We start from the raw sequence: 18,794 nt of genomic DNA on the forward strand, positions 1-18,794 counted from the left end.
ATACCAGACCGCGCAGAGTCGGATTCTGGTTCCTTTAAAAACATTTTCAGCAAAAGTGCGAAGCGGCTATGCAGGGAAATCAGTTCACCGGATTGATTTCTGACCCTGCTTCGATGCATCGGACAATGCTTGAAAACGAAGACAAAACAAACAACAGCTGAGTGTTGCGGCAAAGCGGAAAATTTTAGGAAAGCGCCCTTTCAGGGAGGGCGGACAGGCCTTGGCCTGTAGCGGGGGCCAAAGACTTAAAGTCTGGGAGCGCCCGCGCGAACACCGGGCACCGACGGAAATGGATAGACACGCATCTCATACCTCTTGCCAGTGTTTCAGATATTTGCACAATAAATGAGCAATCGGTTTTGCCAAGTGCAAAAATGTATAATTTGTTTCACAAAGTCCTGAGTGTGGCAAAAAAGTTCTGCTTTACAATTTCAGCAGATTTTGCCTCACACAGGCTTCGGAATATTTTAAGAACGCCGGAATGGCCAGTCAGATGTAATTAAGTCTTCAAGGCTGGCTGAGCAGCATGGAGATGCCCTGACCGACACCCACACACATGGTCGCCAGAGCGTGATTTATACCTCGTGTCTGCAACTCAATGGCAGAAGTTAAAGCCAGCCTTGCACCGGACATGCCCAGCGGATGACCAAGTGCAATTGCGCCGCCATTCGGATTGACATGCGCTGCATCATCATCCAGCCCGAGCTGACGCATACAGGCCAGAGCCTGCGCGGCAAAAGCCTCATTCAGTTCAATCAGACCGATATCGGTCATGGTAAGGCCATGACGATGCAGCAGTTTTTGTGTGGCAGGCACAGGGCCGATGCCCATAATGCGTGGCGCAACACCTGCGGTCGCCATGCCGCTGATCCGTGCCAGCGGTGTCAGGCCGTAGCGCTCAACCGCTTGTTTGGAGGCGATAACAACCGCTGCCGCACCGTCATTTACGCTTGAGGCATTGCCTGCGGTGATCGTGCCGCCGCGTCGAAACGGCGTATCAAGCGCGGCCAGTTTTTCCAAGGAGGTTTCGCGTGGCTGCTCATCTTGAGCAACAATCGTACTGGTGCCTTTGCGCCCTGCAATTGTGTAAGGTGCAATTTCTTGTGCCAGACGCCCGCTTTGTATGACTGCTGCCGCACGTTGCTGGCTTCGCAATGCGAATGCATCCTGATCTGCGCGGCTGATATTATAATCAGCACTGAGATTTTCTGCGGTTTCCGGCATGGATTCACTGCCGTAATTTTTGTCGAGTTTTGGATTGATAAAGCGCCAGCCGATAGTCGTGTCATAGACCGCATTTTGCCGTTGAAACGCGGCATCGGCTTTGGGCATCACAAATGGCGCGCGTGACATGCTCTCAACACCACCGGCGATGATAATATCGGCCTCACCGAGCTTAACGGCGCGCGCTGCATAGCCCACTGCATCAAGGCCGGAGCCGCAAAGACGGTTGAGCGTTGTTGCAGGCACTGTTTCACCAAGGCCGGACAGCAAGACTGCCATGCGCGCGACATTGCGGTTGTCTTCACCAGCCTGATTGGCGCAGCCGAACACCACTTCATCAATCACCTCTGCGCTCAAAGACGGGAAACGCGCCAGCGCCTCACGGATAGTATGCGCTGCCATATCATCAGGTCGCACTGCTGAGAGTGCACCGCCATAACGGCCGATTGGCGTGCGCACACCACCGATAATATAGGCTTCGCTCATATTACTGTTCCTTATGATTTTGTGCGGCAAACATCGGCCCGCCTTTATGCGCGGGAAAGCCATAGCCGTTAATCAGCACCAGATCGATATCGCTGCCGCGCGCTGCAATACCCTCACACAACAGTTGTTCACCTTCATTGGCCATTGCCTTTAAAAGCTGACGGATGATTTCATCCTGCGTGAAGGGGCGCGGCGTAATGTTTTTTTCAAGCCTTGCCGCTTCGATAATCGCGGTGACATCCGGATCGGTCTGTCGCTTGCCATCACTATAAATATACCAGCCTTTACCGCTCTTTTGCCCGAAACGGCCCGCCTCGCAAAGACGGTCGGGAATGTTGCAATAGGGCTCATCAGGGGTGCGCGTTGCCGCCTGACGCTTACGCTTTGCCCAGGCAATCTCCAGCCCCGCCATATCGCAGACCGCAAACAGCCCCATGGGAAAGCCGTAATGCTCCAGCGCCGCATCAATCTCATGCGGCCATGCGCCTTGCTCGAGCATGAACTCGGCCTCGCGGCGATAGGCAGAGAAAATCCGGTTGCCGATAAACCCCTCGCAAACGCCGCAGACAATAGCCAGCTTGTTCAGTTTTTTGGCAAATTCAAGCGTGGTTGTCAGCACATCGGGCGCTGTTTCTGCACAATTGACCACTTCCAGCAGACGCATAATATGCGCCGGTGAGAAGAAATGCATGCCGACAATCCGTGACGGATTGCTGATCTTAAGTGCTAATTCATCGGGATTGAGATAGCTGGTATTGGTGGCGACAATAGCATCGTCACGCACAACGCCGGACAGACGGCGAAACAGCTCTGATTTAACATCAAAATCATCAAACACCGCTTCAATCACCAGATCAGCACCGGTAAGCGCGCTGATATCAGCGCTGACTGTGCAACTGGCACGCTGCTGTTCTAGCGCCTGTTCACTGAGGCGGCCGGACTGAAACTGCTTGTCCAGCAGTGCTGTGATGCGGGCAAGACCGGCATCTGCTGCTTCCTGTGTCGGCTCATAACCGATAAGTTGATAGCCAGCGGCAAGGGCAGCAACCGCGATTGCCGAGCCCATCATACCAGTGCCGGCAATACCGATTGTAGCAACCGGTCGTGGTACCGTACCGGCAGGCAGATCATGCTTTCCGGCTTCGCGTTCGGCGAAAAACACATGCCGCAAGGCTTTGGCCTCATCGCTCTCACGAAGGCGCAGAAATGTGGCGCGTTCTTCGGCCAAAGCTTGTTCAGCAGAGGGCGTGGCTGCCAGTGATACCAGACGCACCGCCTCGGTAGGGGCGAGACGCCCGCGCGCTTTGGTAAGAATTTTTGCCGCTGTCTGTTCAGTGTTTGCAGACTGAACGCTCAAAGTCAGCGTGCGGCGCGGGCCTTTGCCCATATGGTGTAGCGCTGCCTTTTGTGCGGCAGCAGTCAGGTTCTCAGCTGCTGCGATTTCATCGATCAGGCCATATTGCAGCGCGTCCTGTGCGGAAATAGTTTTGCCCGATGCGATCATGTCGATTGCAACCTCAAGGCCGGTCAGTCGTGGCAGACGCTGGGTGCCACCCGCACCCGGCACAAGTCCGAGTTTTACTTCCGGCAGGCCGAATTTGGCTTTCTCAACAGCCAACCGGTAATGGCAGGCAAGGATAATCTCGCAACCGCCGCCAAGGGCTGAACCGTTAATGGCGGCAATCACCGGCTTAGCGGATGCTTCAATCCGTGCTGTCACCTGCGGCAGTGTCGGCTCGCTCGGCGGCAGATCAAACTCTTTGATATCCGCACCGGCGGCAAAGAATTTACCTGCACCGCGCAGGGTCAGGGCTTGGATTTCGGCAGAGCTCTCTGCCAAATCCAGCGCCTGCATCAGCCCTTCGCGGATGGCTGCTGAAATCGCATTCACCGGTGGATTTGCCAGTGTGAGATGCAACACACCATCCTGCACCACACCGGTAACGGCAGATGAAAAACTGATCGGCTGCTGCGTGTCAGAAGGGCTGTGCATCATATGTCCTGTCCGGATTTTCAGTCGCTTATTCAATCGGGCACAACAGCTGTGGCCTGAATCTCGATCTTGGCACGATCTTCAATCAATCCTGCAACTTGCATTGCTGCCATTGCCGGAAAATGCTTGCCGATCACATCGCGATAGGCCTGACCAAGACCGCGCATATTGGCTTTATATTCCTGCTTGTCGGTGAAATACCAGGTCATGCTGGTGATATGTTCAGGCCCCGCACCATCTACCGCGAGAATGGCGACGATGTTTTTCAGGGTCTGATGAACCTGCTCGACAAAGTCATCGGTTTCGAATTCGCATTGTTCATTCCAGCCGATCTGCCCACCGATAAAAATGGTGCGTCCGTGTGCCGAGATGCCGTTGGAATAACCGATCGGGGCAACCCAGTTATCCGGCTGTAAAATCTTATGCATGAACTGTCTCCAGATGATTGAGAAGCGCGGCGCGGATATCATCGGGCCATGCGCGGGCTTTATGAGTTGTGCTTGAGGTGGCGACGAGCTTGTGTTTCGCCGTCCATAACAGATCGCCATTGGCGCGCACTTCATGGTCGAGCGACAGCGAACTGCCGCCAACCGCAGTGACTTTAAGTGTGAAGTCCAGCAGGTCGGCATGGAAGCCGGGTTTTACAAAAGTCAGATCAAGCCGCACTGTTGGTGTTGCGATCTGCCGGTCACGATTGAGGCTTTTCCAGTCAGCTCCGATCGAGGCGAAAAAGTCTTCCAGAACCCCGATCAGAATATTCAGATAAGACGGAAAATAAGCGATGCCCGAAGGATCACAATCGCCGAACCGCAAAGGTCTTGTGGTGAGAAAAGCCATGATCCTCCCTTTAAACCGTTTTCAGCAATTCGCGGGCGATAATCAGTTTCTGAACCTCTGTCGCCCCTTCATAAATGCGCAGGCTACGGATTTCCCGATAGAGCTTTTCGGTGATTGCTCCGCTTTGCACACCACGTCCGCCAAACATCTGTAAAGCGCGGTCAATAATCATCTGGGCAGATTCCGTCGCAGCCATTTTCGCCATTGCTGCCTGCTGGGTGGTTGGCAGTTTCTGCACATCGCGACGCCATGCGGCGCGGTAGGTGAGCAGAGTTGCGGCCTCCAGTTCTGTCGCCATATCGCCAAGCGCTGCCTGTGTCAGTTGCAGATCACTGAGTGTTGCGCCAAATATCTGCCGGTTACGCGCATGGTTGAGCGCCTCATCCAAGGCGCGGCGGGCAAAGCCAAGCGCGGCGGCTGCCACGGAGGCACGGAAAATATCCAGCGTGCGCATAGCAATTTTAAAACCTTCGCCGCCTGCGCCTAAACGACGGGAAGCAGGGATACGGCAATTGTCAAAACGGATTGTAGCGAGCGGATGCGGCGCAATCACTTCAAGCCGCTCGGCAATAGAAAAGCCCGGATCAGTCGCATAGACCACAAAGGCCGAGATGCCGCGTGTACCCGCAGCCTCACCTGTGCGGGCAAAGACGGTGTAAACATCGGCGATGCCGCCATTGGAAATCCAGGTTTTCTCGCCGTTGAGAACATACTCATCGCCGTCCTGTGTCGCGGCGCATTGCATGGCGGCGACATCGGAACCGGCTTCTTTCTCCGACAGGGCAAAGGCAGAAAGCCATTCGCCGGAAGAGATTTTTGGCAGAATATGCTGTTTTAATTCATCCGATCCGGCAAGACCGATAGCACCGGTGCCAAGCCCCTGCATGGCAAAGGCAAAATCCGCCAATCCGTCATGCCATGCCAGTGTTTCGCGCGCCAGACAGACCGAGCGGGAGTCGATTTCGGTTTTGCCGCTGTTGCCGGTGACACTATCGAGCAATCCTGCTTGCCCAAGCAGTTTCACCAGTTTACGGCAGGCAGAATCTGTGTCGTGATGATCGATGTTTTTTAAAACACCGGATGCGGCAAATTCATTGAGTTTTCGTGCGAAGTCGCGTTGCTGTTGCTCAAAAAACGGCAGTTCCAGATGTTCATGAACGGGGGCTTCGCGGCAGGCTGTATCTGACATGGTTCAGTTCCCTTCAAATTCAGGGCGGCGTTTGGCGGCAAAGGCTTCAAATGCACGGCGGAAATCCTGTGTCGCCATGCAAATGGCCTGCGCCTGCGCTTCCGATTCAATCATTTCATCAATACCCATCGCCCATTCCTGAGCCAGCATGGTTTTGGTAATGCCATGTGCAAAATAAGGGCCGTCAGCGAGGGTTTTGGCGAGCTTTTGCGCCTCTGCCAGAAGGTTCTCACTATCATGCAGATGGTTGTAGAAGCCCCAGTCTTTGCCTTCGGTAGCAGACATGAAACGACCGGTATAAAGCAGTTCTGCCGCACGACCCTGACCGATAATGCGGGGCAAAATTCCGCAAGCGCCCATATCCGCACCGGCAAGCCCGACACGGGTAAACAGGAATGCGGTTTTCGCCTCATGGGTGGCAAGGCGTAAATCGGAGGCCATTGCCAGAATGGCACCGGCACCGGCGCAAATACCGTCTACAGCCGCGATCACTGGCTGCGGGCATTTGCGCATGGCTTTCACCACATCACCGGTCATACGGGTGAAGGCCAGCAGTTCCGGCATCGGCATTTTGGTCAAAGGCTCGATGATCTCGAAAACATCGCCGCCGGAAGAGAAATTACCACCGGCTCCGATGACAACCACGGCACGAATATCCGATGCATAGGTCAAATCGCGGAACAGATCGCGCAGCTCCGCATAGCTTTCAAAGGTCAGCGGGTTTTTACGATCAGGGCGGTTGAGGGTAAGGGTGGCAACGCGACCGTCTTCACTCACCTCCCACAGAAAATGCTGTGCCTGATAATTTTTAAAAGCTTTCAGATGACTGTTCATGCTGATGGTTTGTTCGCTCATCCTGCTAATACCTCGCCACCGGCAATTGCAATTGCCTGTCCGTTGATTGAGGCGGCATCAGGAGATGCCAGCCATAAGACTGTGTGTGCCACTTCCTCCGGTTTAATGAGCCGGTTTTGCGGATTGGCTTTTACAAAATGTGACAGCGCTTCTTCTTCAGAGCGTCCGGTTTTCTGCATGATTTGTGCAATGGCTTCACGGATAATCGGTGTATCGGTAAAACCCGGACACACGGCATTGACGGTAATGCCCTTTGTTGCGAGCTCCAGCGCCAAAGCACGGGTGAGGCCGATTACACCATGTTTTGCAGCGCAATAGGCCGAGACATAGGCATAGCCGGTCAGCCCTGCGGTGGACGCGATATTGATGATACGCGCATGAGTGCCATAGGTTTTCAGATCCGGCAGCACGGCCTGTGTCACCTGAAAAACACCGGTCAGATCAACCGTAAGTACCTGCGACCACATCTCAAGACTGGTTTTTTCAAAGGGTGCGGAAGGCGCTTCACCGGCATTATTGACCAGAATACTCACCGGCCCGAAAGCCGTTTGTGCCGCCTGCAAACCTGTGCTGATCGCCTGCGCATCCGTCACGTCAAAACCGCTGGCGACAAAACAGGCTTTGCGTCCCGCAGCCTGATCGAGCTCTGCGGCCAGTGCCGCCAGAGGCTCATGACGCCTGCCTGACAAAGTGACATTGGCACCGGACAAAGCAAAGTCACGGGTAATGGCCGCACCGATACCGCTGCCCGCGCCGGTGATTAAAACATGTCTGCCGTGGAATTTATTATTGCTCATATCCGGTCTCATTCTGGTTATTTCAGTGCGGCAGCCGCAGCGGCTTCACGAGCCAGATTGGTTTCATACTGGGTTTTGCCGGAGTAATATTGCTTCGGCCAAGGCACGGAGGTCAGCCCGATTTTTGCCGCCTCATGCAATACCCACGCGGGATCTGCGAGATGCGGGCGGGCCACGGCGCAAAGATCGGCACGTCCCGCGGAGATTACCGAATTGGCGTGATCGGCTTCCGATATCGCACCCACAGCAATCGTCGGGATACCGACTTCATTACGGATTTTGTCTGAAAACGGGGTCTGGAACAGACGGCCGTAAACCGGTTTTTCATGTTTAACGACCTGTCCCGATGAACAGTCGATGAGATCGGCACCGGCATTTTTAAACATTTGCGCAAAAATCGCTGCATCATCAGGCGTATTGCCGCCTTCCGCCCAGTCATGGCAGGAGAGACGCACCGAAATCGGCTTATCCTGCGGCCAGACCGCGCGAATGGCCTTGAACACTTCCAGCGGAAAACGCGCACGATTGGCGTGGCTGCCGCCATATTCATCTTCGCGCTGATTGGTCAGCGGCGAGAGGAAACTGGAGAGCAGATAACCATGCGCGGCATGGAGCTCCAGCCAGTCTGCACCGGTACTTGCGGCAAGCTCAGTCGCGCGCACAAAATCAGCAATTACCCGATCCATATCTTCGCGCGTCATAGGCTTCGGCTTCTGGCTATTGACCAGATAAGGCTCTGCCGAGGCAGAAATCAGCGGCCAGCCGCTCGCTTCATCAACCGGCTGGTCAATACCCTCCCATGCGGGTTTGGTTGCGCCTTTGCGCCCTGCATGCCCCAGCTGAATGGCCACTTTGGCATCACTGTTTTGATGCACGAAATCGACCAGACGTTTCCAGCCGTCGCGCTGTTCTTCGTTCCATAGTCCCAGACAATTCGGGGTGATGCGGGCATCGGGGGAAACGCAGGTCATTTCCGCAAAGATCAGACCGGCGCCGCCGAGCGCACGGGAACCGAGATGCACCATATGGAAATCATTGATCAGACCATCGGTTGCCGAATACATCGCCATCGGCGACATGACGATACGGTTTGCCAAGGTCACGCCGCGCAACTGATAGGGCGTGAACATCGGCGGCACATGACGTGTGCTGCTGTTGCTCTCTACCGGCAGGCCTGACTTTTTGGCAAACCAGTTTTCATAGCCCTGCAACCAGTTTTTATCGCGCAGACGCAGGTTTTCATGGCTGATACGCTGTGAGCGCGTCAGCATGGAATACATGAATTGCTCCGGCTCAAAATGATCCGCATAGCGCTGGCCAACCACCTCAAACCATTCCATCGCATTGCGTGCGGCATTCTGAATGCGCGCCACATCCACACGGCGGATTTCCTCATAGGATTCCAGCGCTGCAGGAATATGACTGTTGTCATGACCGTGCAGGTTAAACTGGTTGGTCAGTTCAATCGCATCATCAATCGCCAGTTTGGTGCCGGAGCCGATGGCAAAATGAGCGGTATGGGCGGCATCGCCCATCAGCACCACATGGGAATTACCATTGTAATGGCTCCATTTGCCGCAGATCAGCCGGTTGAAATTCAGCCATGCCGAGCCGCGCAAATGGCGCGCATTGGTCATCAGCGGTGCGCCTCCCAGCACTTCCGAGAAAAGATTTTCGCAGAAAGAAATGGAATCCTGCTGTGACATCTCGTCTAGACCATGCGCCTGATAGGCTTCTTCCGTGGTCTCGATAATGAAAGTCGAGGTCTTGTCGTCGAATTTGTAAATATGCGCCTGAAACCAGCCGTGATCCGTCTTGCGGAAATCAAAGGTAAAGGCATCGAAGAGCTTATTGGTACCAAGCCAGATATAACGGTTTGGCCGCACGATCATATCCGGCTCGAAAATATCGGCATAGCGGTGACGGATTTTGGAATTCAGCCCGTCAGAGGCGATAATCAGATCGGCATCGGGATATTGCGTATCTGCATCCACATCGGTTTCAAATATCAGCTCAACGCCCAGATCTTCGCAGCGTTTTTGCAGAATATTCAGCAGTTTTTTGCGACCGATACCGACAAAACCATGACCGCTTGTGCGCTGACGCGTGCCTTTGAACAGCACTTCAATATCGTCCCAATGGTTAAACGCATCCTGAATTTCCGCCGCACTGGTTTCATCCCAGACCTTCATCGCTTCCATTGTCGCATCGGAAAACACAACGCCCCAGCCGAATGTGTCATAGGGTTTGTTGCGCTCGACCACGCGGATGTGATGCTCAGGATGCTTCTTTTTCATCAGCAGGGCAAAATACAGTCCGGCCGGACCGCCACCGATACAAACGATACGCATGGTCAAATTCTCCCCTTGAATGCTCTGTTTCCCGCTATACGGCCACAGTCATTTTTATGATGTGCGGTGGTATCAGGTATCGGCGCACAATTTATTTTATGCTTAAAACATATGGATGGAATGGATTTGGTCAAGTGATAAATTTGCATGATGCGCTCAGCCTTGCTTACGCAGCATGAAACGCTGGATTTTGCCGGTAACGGTTTTCGGCAGCGCATCGACAAAACGGACAGAGCGGGGATATTTATAGGGCGCGATCAGCTTTTTAACGTGATCCTGCAAGGCTTTGACCGTTTCAGGAGATGGCTGAGCACCATTGCGCAGCACAATATGCGCCTCAACAATCTGGCCGCGTTCTTCATCATTGACGCCGATGACCGCGCATTCCTGCACATCTGCATGGGCGAGGAGGGCGGCCTCAACTTCGGGGCCTGCGATATTATAACCTGCAGAAATAATCATATCATCTGCACGGGCGGCAAAGTGGAAATAGCCGTCCGCATCCTGAAAGAAACTGTCGCCGGTCAGGTTCCAGCCATCGCGCACATAGGCCTTTTGGCGTGTATCCGCGAGGTAACGGCAGCCGGTCGGGCCGCGCACTGCCAGACGGCCAATTTCCCCGCGCGGCACTTCCTGCATATTCTCATCAACGATTTTGGCCTGATAGCCGGTAACGGGCTTGCCTGTGCGGCCGGGGCCGGAATCGCCTAAACGGTTGCTGATAAAAATATGCAGCATTTCGGTCGCGCCGATCCCGTCCAGCATCGGTTTGCCGGTCTTCTCTACCCATGCGTCATAAATCGGGGCGGGCAGGGTTTCACCTGCCGAAACCGCAATGCGCAAGGATGACAGGTCGGCACCTTCATTCATTGCCTGCAACATCACCCGATAGGCTGTCGGAGCTGTAAAGCTGATGGTCGCCTTATAGGTTTCAATCAGCTCGATCATCTTAGGCGGTGTTGCCTGTTCAAGCAGCGCTGCTGCTGCCCCGAAGCGCAGCGGGAAAATGGCCAGTCCGCCCAGACCAAAGGTGAAAGCAAGTGGCGGTGAGCCGACAAAAATATCGTCCGGCTGCACATTCAGCACTTCCCTTGCATAGGTATCGGCAATCAGCAGCAGATCACGGTGAAAATGCATGGTGGCCTTCGGCTCACCGGTTGTGCCGGAGGTAAAACCCAGCAGTGCCACATCATCGCGTCCGGTTTTTACCGCATCAAAACGCACCGGCTTGTTGAGAGCCGCATGGTCAAGTTCCGCATCATGATTGGCGGTGCCGTCAAAGCCGATTACTGTTTTAAGAAAAGGGCTTTTTGCCGCGCAAATCTGCAAATCTTCCAGCAGTCGCGTGTCACACAGCGCCAGCGAGATTTCTGCTTTATTGACGATTTTTGTCAGTTCATCTGGGCGCAGCATCGGCATGGAATTGACCACGACCGCACCTGCTTTGGTAGCTGCCAGCCAGCAGGCAACCATTGCCGGATTATTGGCAGAGCGGATCAATATGCGATTGCCCGGCTGCACACCATAATCTTCAACCAGCACATGGGCAATGCGGTTGCTCCAGTCGGTGAGTTCCTTATAAGTGCGCCGCCGTCCGTTGCCGATCAGGGCTGTATGGTCGCCGAACCCTTTCTCCACCATAGCATCGGAAAGTTCATATCCGGCATTGAGCCATTCGGGATAGGTGATGTCGCCGGATGACAGTTCCGGCCAGTCCTCAACCGGAGGCAGGTTATTTCTGGTAAAATGGTCTGTATGCGCCGTTGGTCCAAGCATTTTTTGTTCCCCTGCGAGCTTTTGCCCGCGTCGTTATTTTTTAAAAAATGGCGGCAGATGATGTGTGTTTTTCGTAACGGATATCCTGATTTTTCGAATGTGCTGATGCCGGTTAAGTCAGATGGTCGTGCTCGTCCTGCAAGGCCAGCGCATGTTCGATTGTGTCGATCACAGTAACCAGTTCTGCCGATTGTGCCGGTGACAGCACGCTGAAAATCTCGCTGATCCACTGCTCATGGGCTGCGGCCATGGCTTCAAACTCTTCGCGCCCCTTCTGGGTAAGGCGCACCAGCATGGCACGTTTGTCGCCCGCAACCGGAACCCGCAAAACGGAACCGTCGCTGACCAGCCGCTCGACAATGCCGGTGACATTGCCGTTGGAAACCCGCAGAGCCGCAGACAATTCAGTCATTTTGAGACCGCTTTCAAACCGGTACAGCGCTGCCATCACGTCGAAACGGGGCAGGGTTGTATCAAATTCCTGACGCAGTTTTTCGCGGATGACTGCTTCAACATGCTTTGTCGATTTGAGAAGCTTCAGCCAGTTGCGCAAACTCTGCTTATCGGAAGCACGCTCGCCTGCCACTGTTTGCTGCTGATTTTCGGCACTTTTCATGGTCTCACTCCGTTGCCGCCTGCAAAGATTTTCTGCATTCGCAGGGCGGCTGATTTCTTTTATGGTGTCACTTACAAAAATAATTTCAAGTATGAAATTTCATGCTTGAAATTATTTTTTATTTATGGAGATATTTGAGAGGCAGTCATGACGGAGGAACGGGGAATGCAGATCAGAGCGGCAGAACCGGTTTTAAAAACCGCGCCCGCTGAACCGGATAGCCCAGCTATGAAAGACTGGGATCTGGCCTATTCGAATGTGCTGCATGTTCAAAATTCTGCGCAATTTCCTCCGCAATGGCAGCAAAAATCACAAAGTTTTCGTGAGCAGATGCAGGCGCAGAACCGGTTGATCGCTGATGTGCGCTATGGGTCGGAAGAGCGCAATCTTCTGGATGTTGTGATGCCGCAGGGGCAGCCGCGCGGGCTGGTTGTGTTTGTGCATGGCGGCTATTGGGTGCGCTTTGATAAATCCTATTTCACTTGGCTGGCTGCCGGTGCCGTTGCGCATGGTTTTGCCGTAGCGATCCCGTCTTATACACTTTGCCCGCAAGCGAAGATCAGCGACATTACCGCTGAAATTGGTATGGCAATTGTGCAGGCGGCATCAATGGTTGCAGGCCCGTTACATCTGACAGGGCATTCAGCGGGCGGGCATCTGGTTGCGCGGATGGGAACGGTTACAACACCCCTGAGCCGCAGTCTGCAACAGCGTTTGCGCAAAATCGTGCCGATTTCGGCGCTGAGTGATTTGCGACCTTTGCTGAATCTGAAAATGAATGATGATTTCAGGCTTGATCTGGAGCAGGCGCGCAAGGAAAGTCCGGCTTTGCTTGAGCCTCTGAACGGTATTGATGTAACAGCATGGGTCGGCTCGGCGGAATTGCCGGAATTTATCCGGCAAAATCAGGCGCTGGCTAATTTGTGGAGCGGTTTTGATCTCTCAATCGATGAAGTGGCGGAACCGGACAAACATCATATGGATATCATTGACGGTCTGGCAGACGCAGACCATGTGCTGACGCGCAGATTACTCTGTTTATAAGGATACAGGCTTAATTTTGCTTCGGAAATGGCAAAAGCGGAGGGAGAAGCAAAAGCGGGCTTGTAAGTAATGGCATTTTATTATTGAACTGCATAATAACAATAATCGCGAGGGAACACTGATGAAACGAATTACTCTTGGCTTATCAACGGCCTGTCTTGGTCTGGGGCTGGCATTTTCCGGTTCTGCAATGGCAGAACCTCTGAAAATCGGCATGATTACAACGCTTTCCGGCGGCGGTGCCGGACTCGGCATTGATATCCGTGACGGCTTTCTGCTGGCGGTCAAACAATCCGGCAATAAAGATGTCAGCGTTATCGTTGAAGATGATGCGCAAAAGCCGGAACTGGCTGTGCAGATCGCCGATAAAATGGTGCAGAGTGATAAGGTTGATATTCTGACCGGTATTGTCTGGTCCAATCTTGCAATGGCCGTAGTGCCAAGCGTTGTCGCGCAGGATAAAATCTACGTTTCCACCAATGCGGGACCGTCTGCGCTGGCCGGTGCCAAATGCAATGCCAATTACTTTAATGCCGCCTATCAGAACGATAATCTGCATGAAGCTGTCGGCAACTATGCCAATACTGCAGGCTACAAAAACAGCTTTATTCTGGCACCGAACTATCCGGCAGGCACCGATGCTCTAACCGGTTACAAGCGTTTCTACAAAGGCAAACTGGCCGGTGAAATTTACACCAAAGTCGGCCAGACCGATTATGCTGCCGAGATTGCCCAGATCCGTGCTTCCGGCGCTGATTCCGTATATTTCTTCCTGCCGGGCGGCATGGGTATTGCTTTCATGAAGCAATATTCACAATCGGGCATGACCATTCCGGTAACCGGTCCCGGCTTCTCCTTCGATCAGGATGTGCTCGGCGCAATCGGTGATGCGGCGGTGGGTGTGAAGAACTCTTCCCACTGGTCAAAAGATCTCGATAATCAAGCCAATAAAGCCTATGTCGAGGCTTTCAAAAAAGAATATGGCCGCCTGCCTTCGCTCTATGCAACACAGGGCTATGACGCAGCCAATCTGATCCTGTCGGCAGCCGCCAAAGCGAGTGTGAATGACAAAGATGCTTTCCGCGCAGCAATGAAAGCGGCTGATTTTAAATCTGTTCGCGGTAAGTTCAAATTCGGCAATAATAATCATCCTATTCAGGATATTTATATGCGCGAAGTAATCAAAGAAGACGGCGTCCTGACCAATAAGATCGTAGCAACAAGCTTCACCGATCATCAGGACAACTATGCAAAAGACTGCAAGCTCTGATGCAACCGGATGCAGCGACAGTGTGAACTGTCGCTGCTTTTAGCTCAGACTGTCTTCAGCACCGGCCGGACTGTTGCCATAACAGGTCTTCGGGCGGCATAGACGACTTTTTTCAAAGATATTTTTATGAGAACCAATCAACAGATCGGACGCGGTTTTGTCTTCTGCACTTTTAATTGAGCAGTTACTCAACGGGTTACAATTCGGCGTTATGCTGTTTTTGATGGCCGCCGGCCTGACCCTGATTTTCGGGGTTATGGGGGTTATCAATCTGGCGCATGGATCATTATTTATGGTCGGCGCATTTGCCTGTGCCGTTGTGGCTGCGGCAACCGGCTCTTTCTGGCTCGGGCTCATCGCCAGCCTGATTGCCGCCGCTGCTGCCGGTGCAATCATGGAAATGGTGCTGATCCGCAGATTATATAATCGCAGTCACCTCGATCAGGTTCTGGCCACCTTTGCTCTGATCCTGATTTTTTCCGATGCGACACGCTGGATCTTTGGTTCATTCCCGCTTTATCTGGATATTCCGCCGCTTTTACAGGGGTCTGTTACGCTGCCCGGCGGCTCACAATATCAGCTATACCGGTTGGCGATTATCGGTGCCGGTATTGTTGTTGCAGTCGGGTTGTATTTTCTCATTGCAAAAACCCGTCTTGGCATGCGCATCCGCGCCGGTGAGGCAGACCGTGAAATGATCGGCGCATTGGGCGTTGATATTGCAAAGCTCAACACGATTGTTTTTGCTCTTGGTGCGGCACTGGCCGGTCTTGCCGGTGCATTGGTCGGGGCTCTGCAATCCGTACAGGTCGGTATGGGCGAACCGGTACTGATCCTCGCTTTTGTGGTGATTGTGATCGGCGGTATCGGCTCGGTTAAAGGCGCGCTGGCCGGAGCAGTTCTGGTTGGTGTTGTGGATACGATGGGGCGCTTTTTGCTGCCCAAACTGTTCGCAGTCTTTATGGAGCCGTCACAGGCGGCAACAGCGGGAACCGCGCTGGCATCCATGTTGATTTACATCGTGATGGCAATCATTCTTACGGTGCGCCCACAGGGATTGTTTGCAGCCAATGGATAATTTCACAATGTTTTCTTCATGCTGTGATGCAGTTCGAATGCTGGCAGGTAAGACATGTCAGGAGCAGGCACAATGACACGCGAAACATTGATAAGTCTGGTTTTTGCGCTGGCATTGCCAATCATTGCATTGATTGCCAATCAGATGGGTGAGATATTTTATATCTCACTGGTGACGCGTATTGCCATTCTGGCACTGGCAGCCACAGGACTTAATCTGGTGCTTGGTCTTGGCGGTATGGTGTCTTTCGGCCATGCCGCATTTTTTGGCATCGGCGGCTATATTACCGGTATTCTGGCCAGCCATGCTGCTGACGGGTCGGCGCTGATGAGCTGGCCAATGACGATTTCAGGCAGTGACCAGATGCTGATTATCTGGCCTGTTGCTATGCTGGTTGCCGGTCTTGTTGCGCTGCCAATCGGCATTATCAGCCTGCGTACATCGGGTGTGTATTTCATTATGATTACACTGGCATTCGCGCAGATGATTTATTACTTCGCGATTTCATGGCCGGCCTATGGCGGTGAGGACGGTTTGTCCCTCGCATTGCGTAATAATTTCCCTGGTGTGAATACGCTCAAACCGCTGAGCTTTTTCCTGATCGCTTACGGCGTTTTGATGGTGGCGCTGTTTCTGTTCTCACGCATCCGCAATTCCCGTTTTGGCGCGGCATTGGAAGGTGCGCGGCAGAATGAATTGCGGCTGGCTTCCGTTGGCATTGGCCCCTTGCGTATCAGACTGGTCGCCTTCGTATTGTCCGCGATGCTTACGGCACTTGCCGGTGCTTTATTTGTCGATCTCAATCGTTTTGTCAGTCCGTCCATGCTGTCATGGCATATGTCGGGCGAACTGATCGTGCTGATTATTCTTGGCGGCACGGGGCGTTTGTTTGGCCCTCTGATTGGCGCAGTGCTTTATGTATTGTTTGAATTCGCACTTGGCGGCATGGTTGAACACTGGCAGCTCTTCTTCGGGTTGATTTTGCTCGGTGTTGTCATGTTTGCACGTGGCGGCATTATTGGGCTTGTTGCAGGGAAAATCCGTTATGGCTGAGACTGTTCTCGACATTAAAAACCTGCGTAAAAGCTTTGGCGGGCTGAAAGCGACCGATGATGTCAGTCTGGATTTACGTAAAGGAGAAATCCATGCGCTGATCGGGCCGAACGGAGCCGGAAAATCCACCCTGATCGGCCAGATTGCCGGTACGATTAAGCATGATAGCGGTACAATCCGTTTCGACGGGCAGGATATAGGCACGCTTGGTGTGACACAGCGTGCGCAGCTGGGGCTGGGGCGGACATTTCAGGTGTCTTCGCTGATGCCGGAATTTTCCGCCTTGCGAAATGTCATGCTGGCTTTGCAGGCATGTCAGGGTTCCAGTTTCCGTTTCTGGAAACCGGTAATGCAGGATGCGGTTTTAAAAGATGAGGCTGCGGCCATTCTGGATCGGGTGCATCTCGGATCGCGGATGCTGGTGTCCAGCGCCGAACTTTCTCATGGTGAACGCCGCCAGCTTGAAATTGCAATTGCATTGGCTCTGCGCTCCAAAGCGCTGTTGCTGGATGAACCGATGGCCGGAATGGGGCCTGAAGGCTCAAAGCAGCTGACAGCATTTCTGGACAAGTTGCGCCATGAAGTGCCGGTGCTGCTGGTTGAGCATGATATGGATGCGGTTTTTGCTTTGGCTGATCGGATTTCCGTATTGGTTTATGGCCGTGTTGTTGCGACCGGTACCGTGGCTGAAATCCGCAGCAATGCGTTGGTGCGGGAAGCCTATCTCGGGGAGGCGGTTTGATGTTGCTGGAACTCAATCAGGTCGAGACATTTTACGGCGCTTCACAGGCATTGTTCGGCATTGATCTGCATGTGGAAAAAGGTGAAGTCGTCGCGCTGATGGGGCGCAACGGCATGGGAAAAACCACCACTATCCGCTCGGTTTTCGGCTTGACACCCCTGCGTCAGGGTAAAGTCAGCTTCATGGGGCGCAATATTTCCGCGATGCAGCCCTATCGTATTGCGCGGCTGGGGCTGGGGCTGGTGCCGGAAGGACGGCGCTGTTTTCCAAATCTGACAGTTACGGAAAATCTGCTGGCTTCTGCCCGCAAAGGGGAATGGACGCTAGAGGCGGTGAATGAGCTGTTTCCCCGACTGAAAGAACGCAGCCAGCAACAGGCGAATACTTTGTCCGGCGGTGAGCAGCAGATGCTGGCTGTTGGTCGGGCGCTGATGACCAATCCGGAATTGATCGTGCTGGATGAGGCGACCGAGGGGCTCGCACCGGTGATCCGGCTGGAAATCTGGAAGGCTGTGCGGGAACTGAAACGGCGTGGTCAGTCCATTCTGGTCGTCGATAAAACGCTGTCGGAATTACTGCCGGTAGCGGATCGTTGTGTTGTGCTGGAACGGGGGCGTACGGTCTGGCAAGGCACATCCGGTGAAATGACGGCCGATATTCAGGACAGATATCTCGGCGTGTAATGTGTAGTGCAAGAACGGGTCTCTTCCCGAACATATTTGTTCAGGGAGAGATATGTGAAAATTATCAGCCAGTGAGAATGCAGTTTAACGATCATATTCATCGTGACGCCGGTTCCAGACATATGGCTCCGTCTGCGGCCATCCGTCGGGTGAATCTTCCCAAAATTCCTGACGACCATAAGGGGTCAGATCCAGATAGGTCCAAAGACTGCCGAGATACTCAACCCCGCGTGCGCCGTTAAAATAGGTACGGTAGATATTCTCGCCATCGCGCAGGAAAACACTGACACCATGTATTTCCTGCATGATGTCCGGCGTGGCCGGATCACTCCGTGTAGCGCCCATATCCTGATTAAAATCGCTATGCTGCGAGGAGTACCAGTTCGGATACTGCCAGCCCATACGCTTCTGATAGTTTTGCAGTTTTTCCAGCGGGGCGCGTGAGATGAGTACGAGCGATGTATCCCGTGCATTAAGATGTGCGGGATGGGTCATTGCATCTACAACCCATGAGCAGCCGTCGCAACCCGCCCGCCATTCGGGTGCAAACATAAAGTGATAGACAATCAGCTGCCGACGCCCCTCGAAGAGATCTGCCAGACTGACTTCTCCCGATGGACCGGTAAAGGAATATGGCTTGTCGATTTTAACCATCGGCAGAAGTCGGCGTTGTGCATTCAGCTGGTCGCGCGCGCGGGTAAAGGCTTTTTCCCTATCGATTTGCTCTTCGAGTGCGGTTTGCCATTCATTCATCGAAACAATTTCAGGCAGCATTGAAATAAGCTCCTATTGTTGATTGT

The 18,794-nt window shown here is 53.4% G+C and carries 17 protein-coding genes; 6 read left to right on the plus strand and 11 right to left on the minus strand.

What is annotated here, in order from left to right; genetic code table 11:
• Window positions 1-507: 507 nt before the first annotated feature.
• From pcaF to KHQ09_RS01890, 10 genes are all read right to left on the minus strand, one after another.
• Entirely contained in the window at window positions 508-1,710 is a 1,203-nt protein-coding gene (pcaF, locus tag KHQ09_RS01845; protein WP_213600217.1) for a 3-oxoadipyl-CoA thiolase, read from the minus strand.
• A gap of 1 nt (window position 1,711) precedes the next feature.
• The gene (locus KHQ09_RS01850) at window positions 1,712-3,706 is read right to left on the minus strand and encodes a 3-hydroxyacyl-CoA dehydrogenase NAD-binding domain-containing protein (protein ID WP_238481525.1); all 1,995 of its coding nucleotides are present in this window, start codon (window positions 3,704-3,706) and stop codon (window positions 1,712-1,714) included.
• Between the two features lie 29 nt (window positions 3,707-3,735).
• Entirely contained in the window at window positions 3,736-4,131 is a 396-nt protein-coding gene (locus KHQ09_RS01855; RefSeq protein WP_213600218.1) for a RidA family protein, read from the minus strand.
• The gene (locus tag KHQ09_RS01860; protein WP_213600219.1) at window positions 4,124-4,540 is read right to left on the minus strand and encodes an acyl-CoA thioesterase; all 417 of its coding nucleotides are present in this window, start codon (window positions 4,538-4,540) and stop codon (window positions 4,124-4,126) included. The genes KHQ09_RS01855 and KHQ09_RS01860 overlap by 8 nt, the downstream gene beginning before the upstream one ends.
• A 10-nt stretch (window positions 4,541-4,550) precedes the next feature.
• Window positions 4,551-5,729 (minus strand): acyl-CoA dehydrogenase family protein, encoded by a 1,179-nt coding sequence (locus tag KHQ09_RS01865; protein WP_213600220.1) that lies wholly within the window; start codon window positions 5,727-5,729, stop codon window positions 4,551-4,553.
• Window positions 5,730-5,732: 3 nt separating this feature from the next.
• Window positions 5,733-6,584: an enoyl-CoA hydratase family protein gene (locus KHQ09_RS01870; protein ID WP_213600221.1), complete on the minus strand. Its 852-nt coding sequence runs from the start codon at window positions 6,582-6,584 to the stop codon at window positions 5,733-5,735.
• Window positions 6,581-7,381, minus strand: a complete 801-nt coding sequence (locus KHQ09_RS01875) for an SDR family NAD(P)-dependent oxidoreductase (protein WP_213600222.1) — start codon at window positions 7,379-7,381, stop codon at window positions 6,581-6,583. The genes KHQ09_RS01870 and KHQ09_RS01875 overlap by 4 nt, the downstream gene beginning before the upstream one ends.
• A gap of 17 nt (window positions 7,382-7,398) precedes the next feature.
• The gene (locus KHQ09_RS01880; RefSeq protein WP_213600223.1) at window positions 7,399-9,732 is read right to left on the minus strand and encodes a bifunctional salicylyl-CoA 5-hydroxylase/oxidoreductase; all 2,334 of its coding nucleotides are present in this window, start codon (window positions 9,730-9,732) and stop codon (window positions 7,399-7,401) included.
• A 156-nt stretch (window positions 9,733-9,888) separates the two neighbouring features.
• On the minus strand, window positions 9,889-11,508 hold the full coding sequence (locus KHQ09_RS01885; RefSeq protein ID WP_213600224.1) for an AMP-binding protein: 1,620 nt from the start codon (window positions 11,506-11,508) through the stop codon (window positions 9,889-9,891).
• Window positions 11,509-11,620: 112 nt separating this feature from the next.
• Window positions 11,621-12,124 (minus strand): MarR family winged helix-turn-helix transcriptional regulator, encoded by a 504-nt coding sequence (locus KHQ09_RS01890; protein ID WP_213600225.1) that lies wholly within the window; start codon window positions 12,122-12,124, stop codon window positions 11,621-11,623.
• A 165-nt stretch (window positions 12,125-12,289) separates the two neighbouring features.
• On the opposite strand from KHQ09_RS01890, the gene KHQ09_RS01895 reads away from it, so the two are divergent.
• The 6 genes from KHQ09_RS01895 (at window position 12,290) to KHQ09_RS01920 (ending at window position 17,994) form a co-directional block, all read left to right on the plus strand.
• On the plus strand, window positions 12,290-13,168 hold the full coding sequence (locus KHQ09_RS01895; RefSeq protein WP_238481526.1) for an alpha/beta hydrolase: 879 nt from the start codon (window positions 12,290-12,292) through the stop codon (window positions 13,166-13,168).
• 121 nt (window positions 13,169-13,289) lie between these two features.
• Window positions 13,290-14,438 carry an ABC transporter substrate-binding protein gene (locus KHQ09_RS01900; protein WP_213600226.1) on the plus strand — a complete coding sequence of 383 codons (1,149 nt, stop codon included), beginning with the start codon at window positions 13,290-13,292 and terminating at the stop codon, window positions 14,436-14,438.
• A 157-nt stretch (window positions 14,439-14,595) separates the two neighbouring features.
• Window positions 14,596-15,516 (plus strand): branched-chain amino acid ABC transporter permease, encoded by a 921-nt coding sequence (locus tag KHQ09_RS01905; RefSeq protein ID WP_121993208.1) that lies wholly within the window; start codon window positions 14,596-14,598, stop codon window positions 15,514-15,516.
• Window positions 15,517-15,588: 72 nt separating this feature from the next.
• A complete protein-coding gene (locus KHQ09_RS01910; RefSeq protein ID WP_213600227.1) occupies window positions 15,589-16,569 on the plus strand; it encodes a branched-chain amino acid ABC transporter permease in 981 nt (326 codons plus the stop codon).
• Window positions 16,562-17,311, plus strand: coding sequence for an ABC transporter ATP-binding protein (locus KHQ09_RS01915; protein WP_213600228.1), 750 nt, complete (start codon window positions 16,562-16,564; stop codon window positions 17,309-17,311). The genes KHQ09_RS01910 and KHQ09_RS01915 overlap by 8 nt, the downstream gene beginning before the upstream one ends.
• Window positions 17,311-17,994, plus strand: coding sequence for an ABC transporter ATP-binding protein (locus KHQ09_RS01920; RefSeq protein WP_370637854.1), 684 nt, complete (start codon window positions 17,311-17,313; stop codon window positions 17,992-17,994). The genes KHQ09_RS01915 and KHQ09_RS01920 overlap by 1 nt, the downstream gene beginning before the upstream one ends.
• Window positions 17,995-18,078: 84 nt before the next feature.
• Here KHQ09_RS01920 and KHQ09_RS01925 read toward each other — a convergent pair whose 3' ends face one another.
• Window positions 18,079-18,768 (minus strand): DUF899 domain-containing protein, encoded by a 690-nt coding sequence (locus KHQ09_RS01925; protein ID WP_213600229.1) that lies wholly within the window; start codon window positions 18,766-18,768, stop codon window positions 18,079-18,081.
• Window positions 18,769-18,794: the final 26 nt, after the last annotated feature.

The sequence above is a fragment of the Pseudochrobactrum algeriensis genome, assembly GCF_018436245.1.
In the GTDB taxonomy this organism is placed as follows: Bacteria; Pseudomonadota; Alphaproteobacteria; order Rhizobiales; family Rhizobiaceae; genus Pseudochrobactrum; species Pseudochrobactrum saccharolyticum.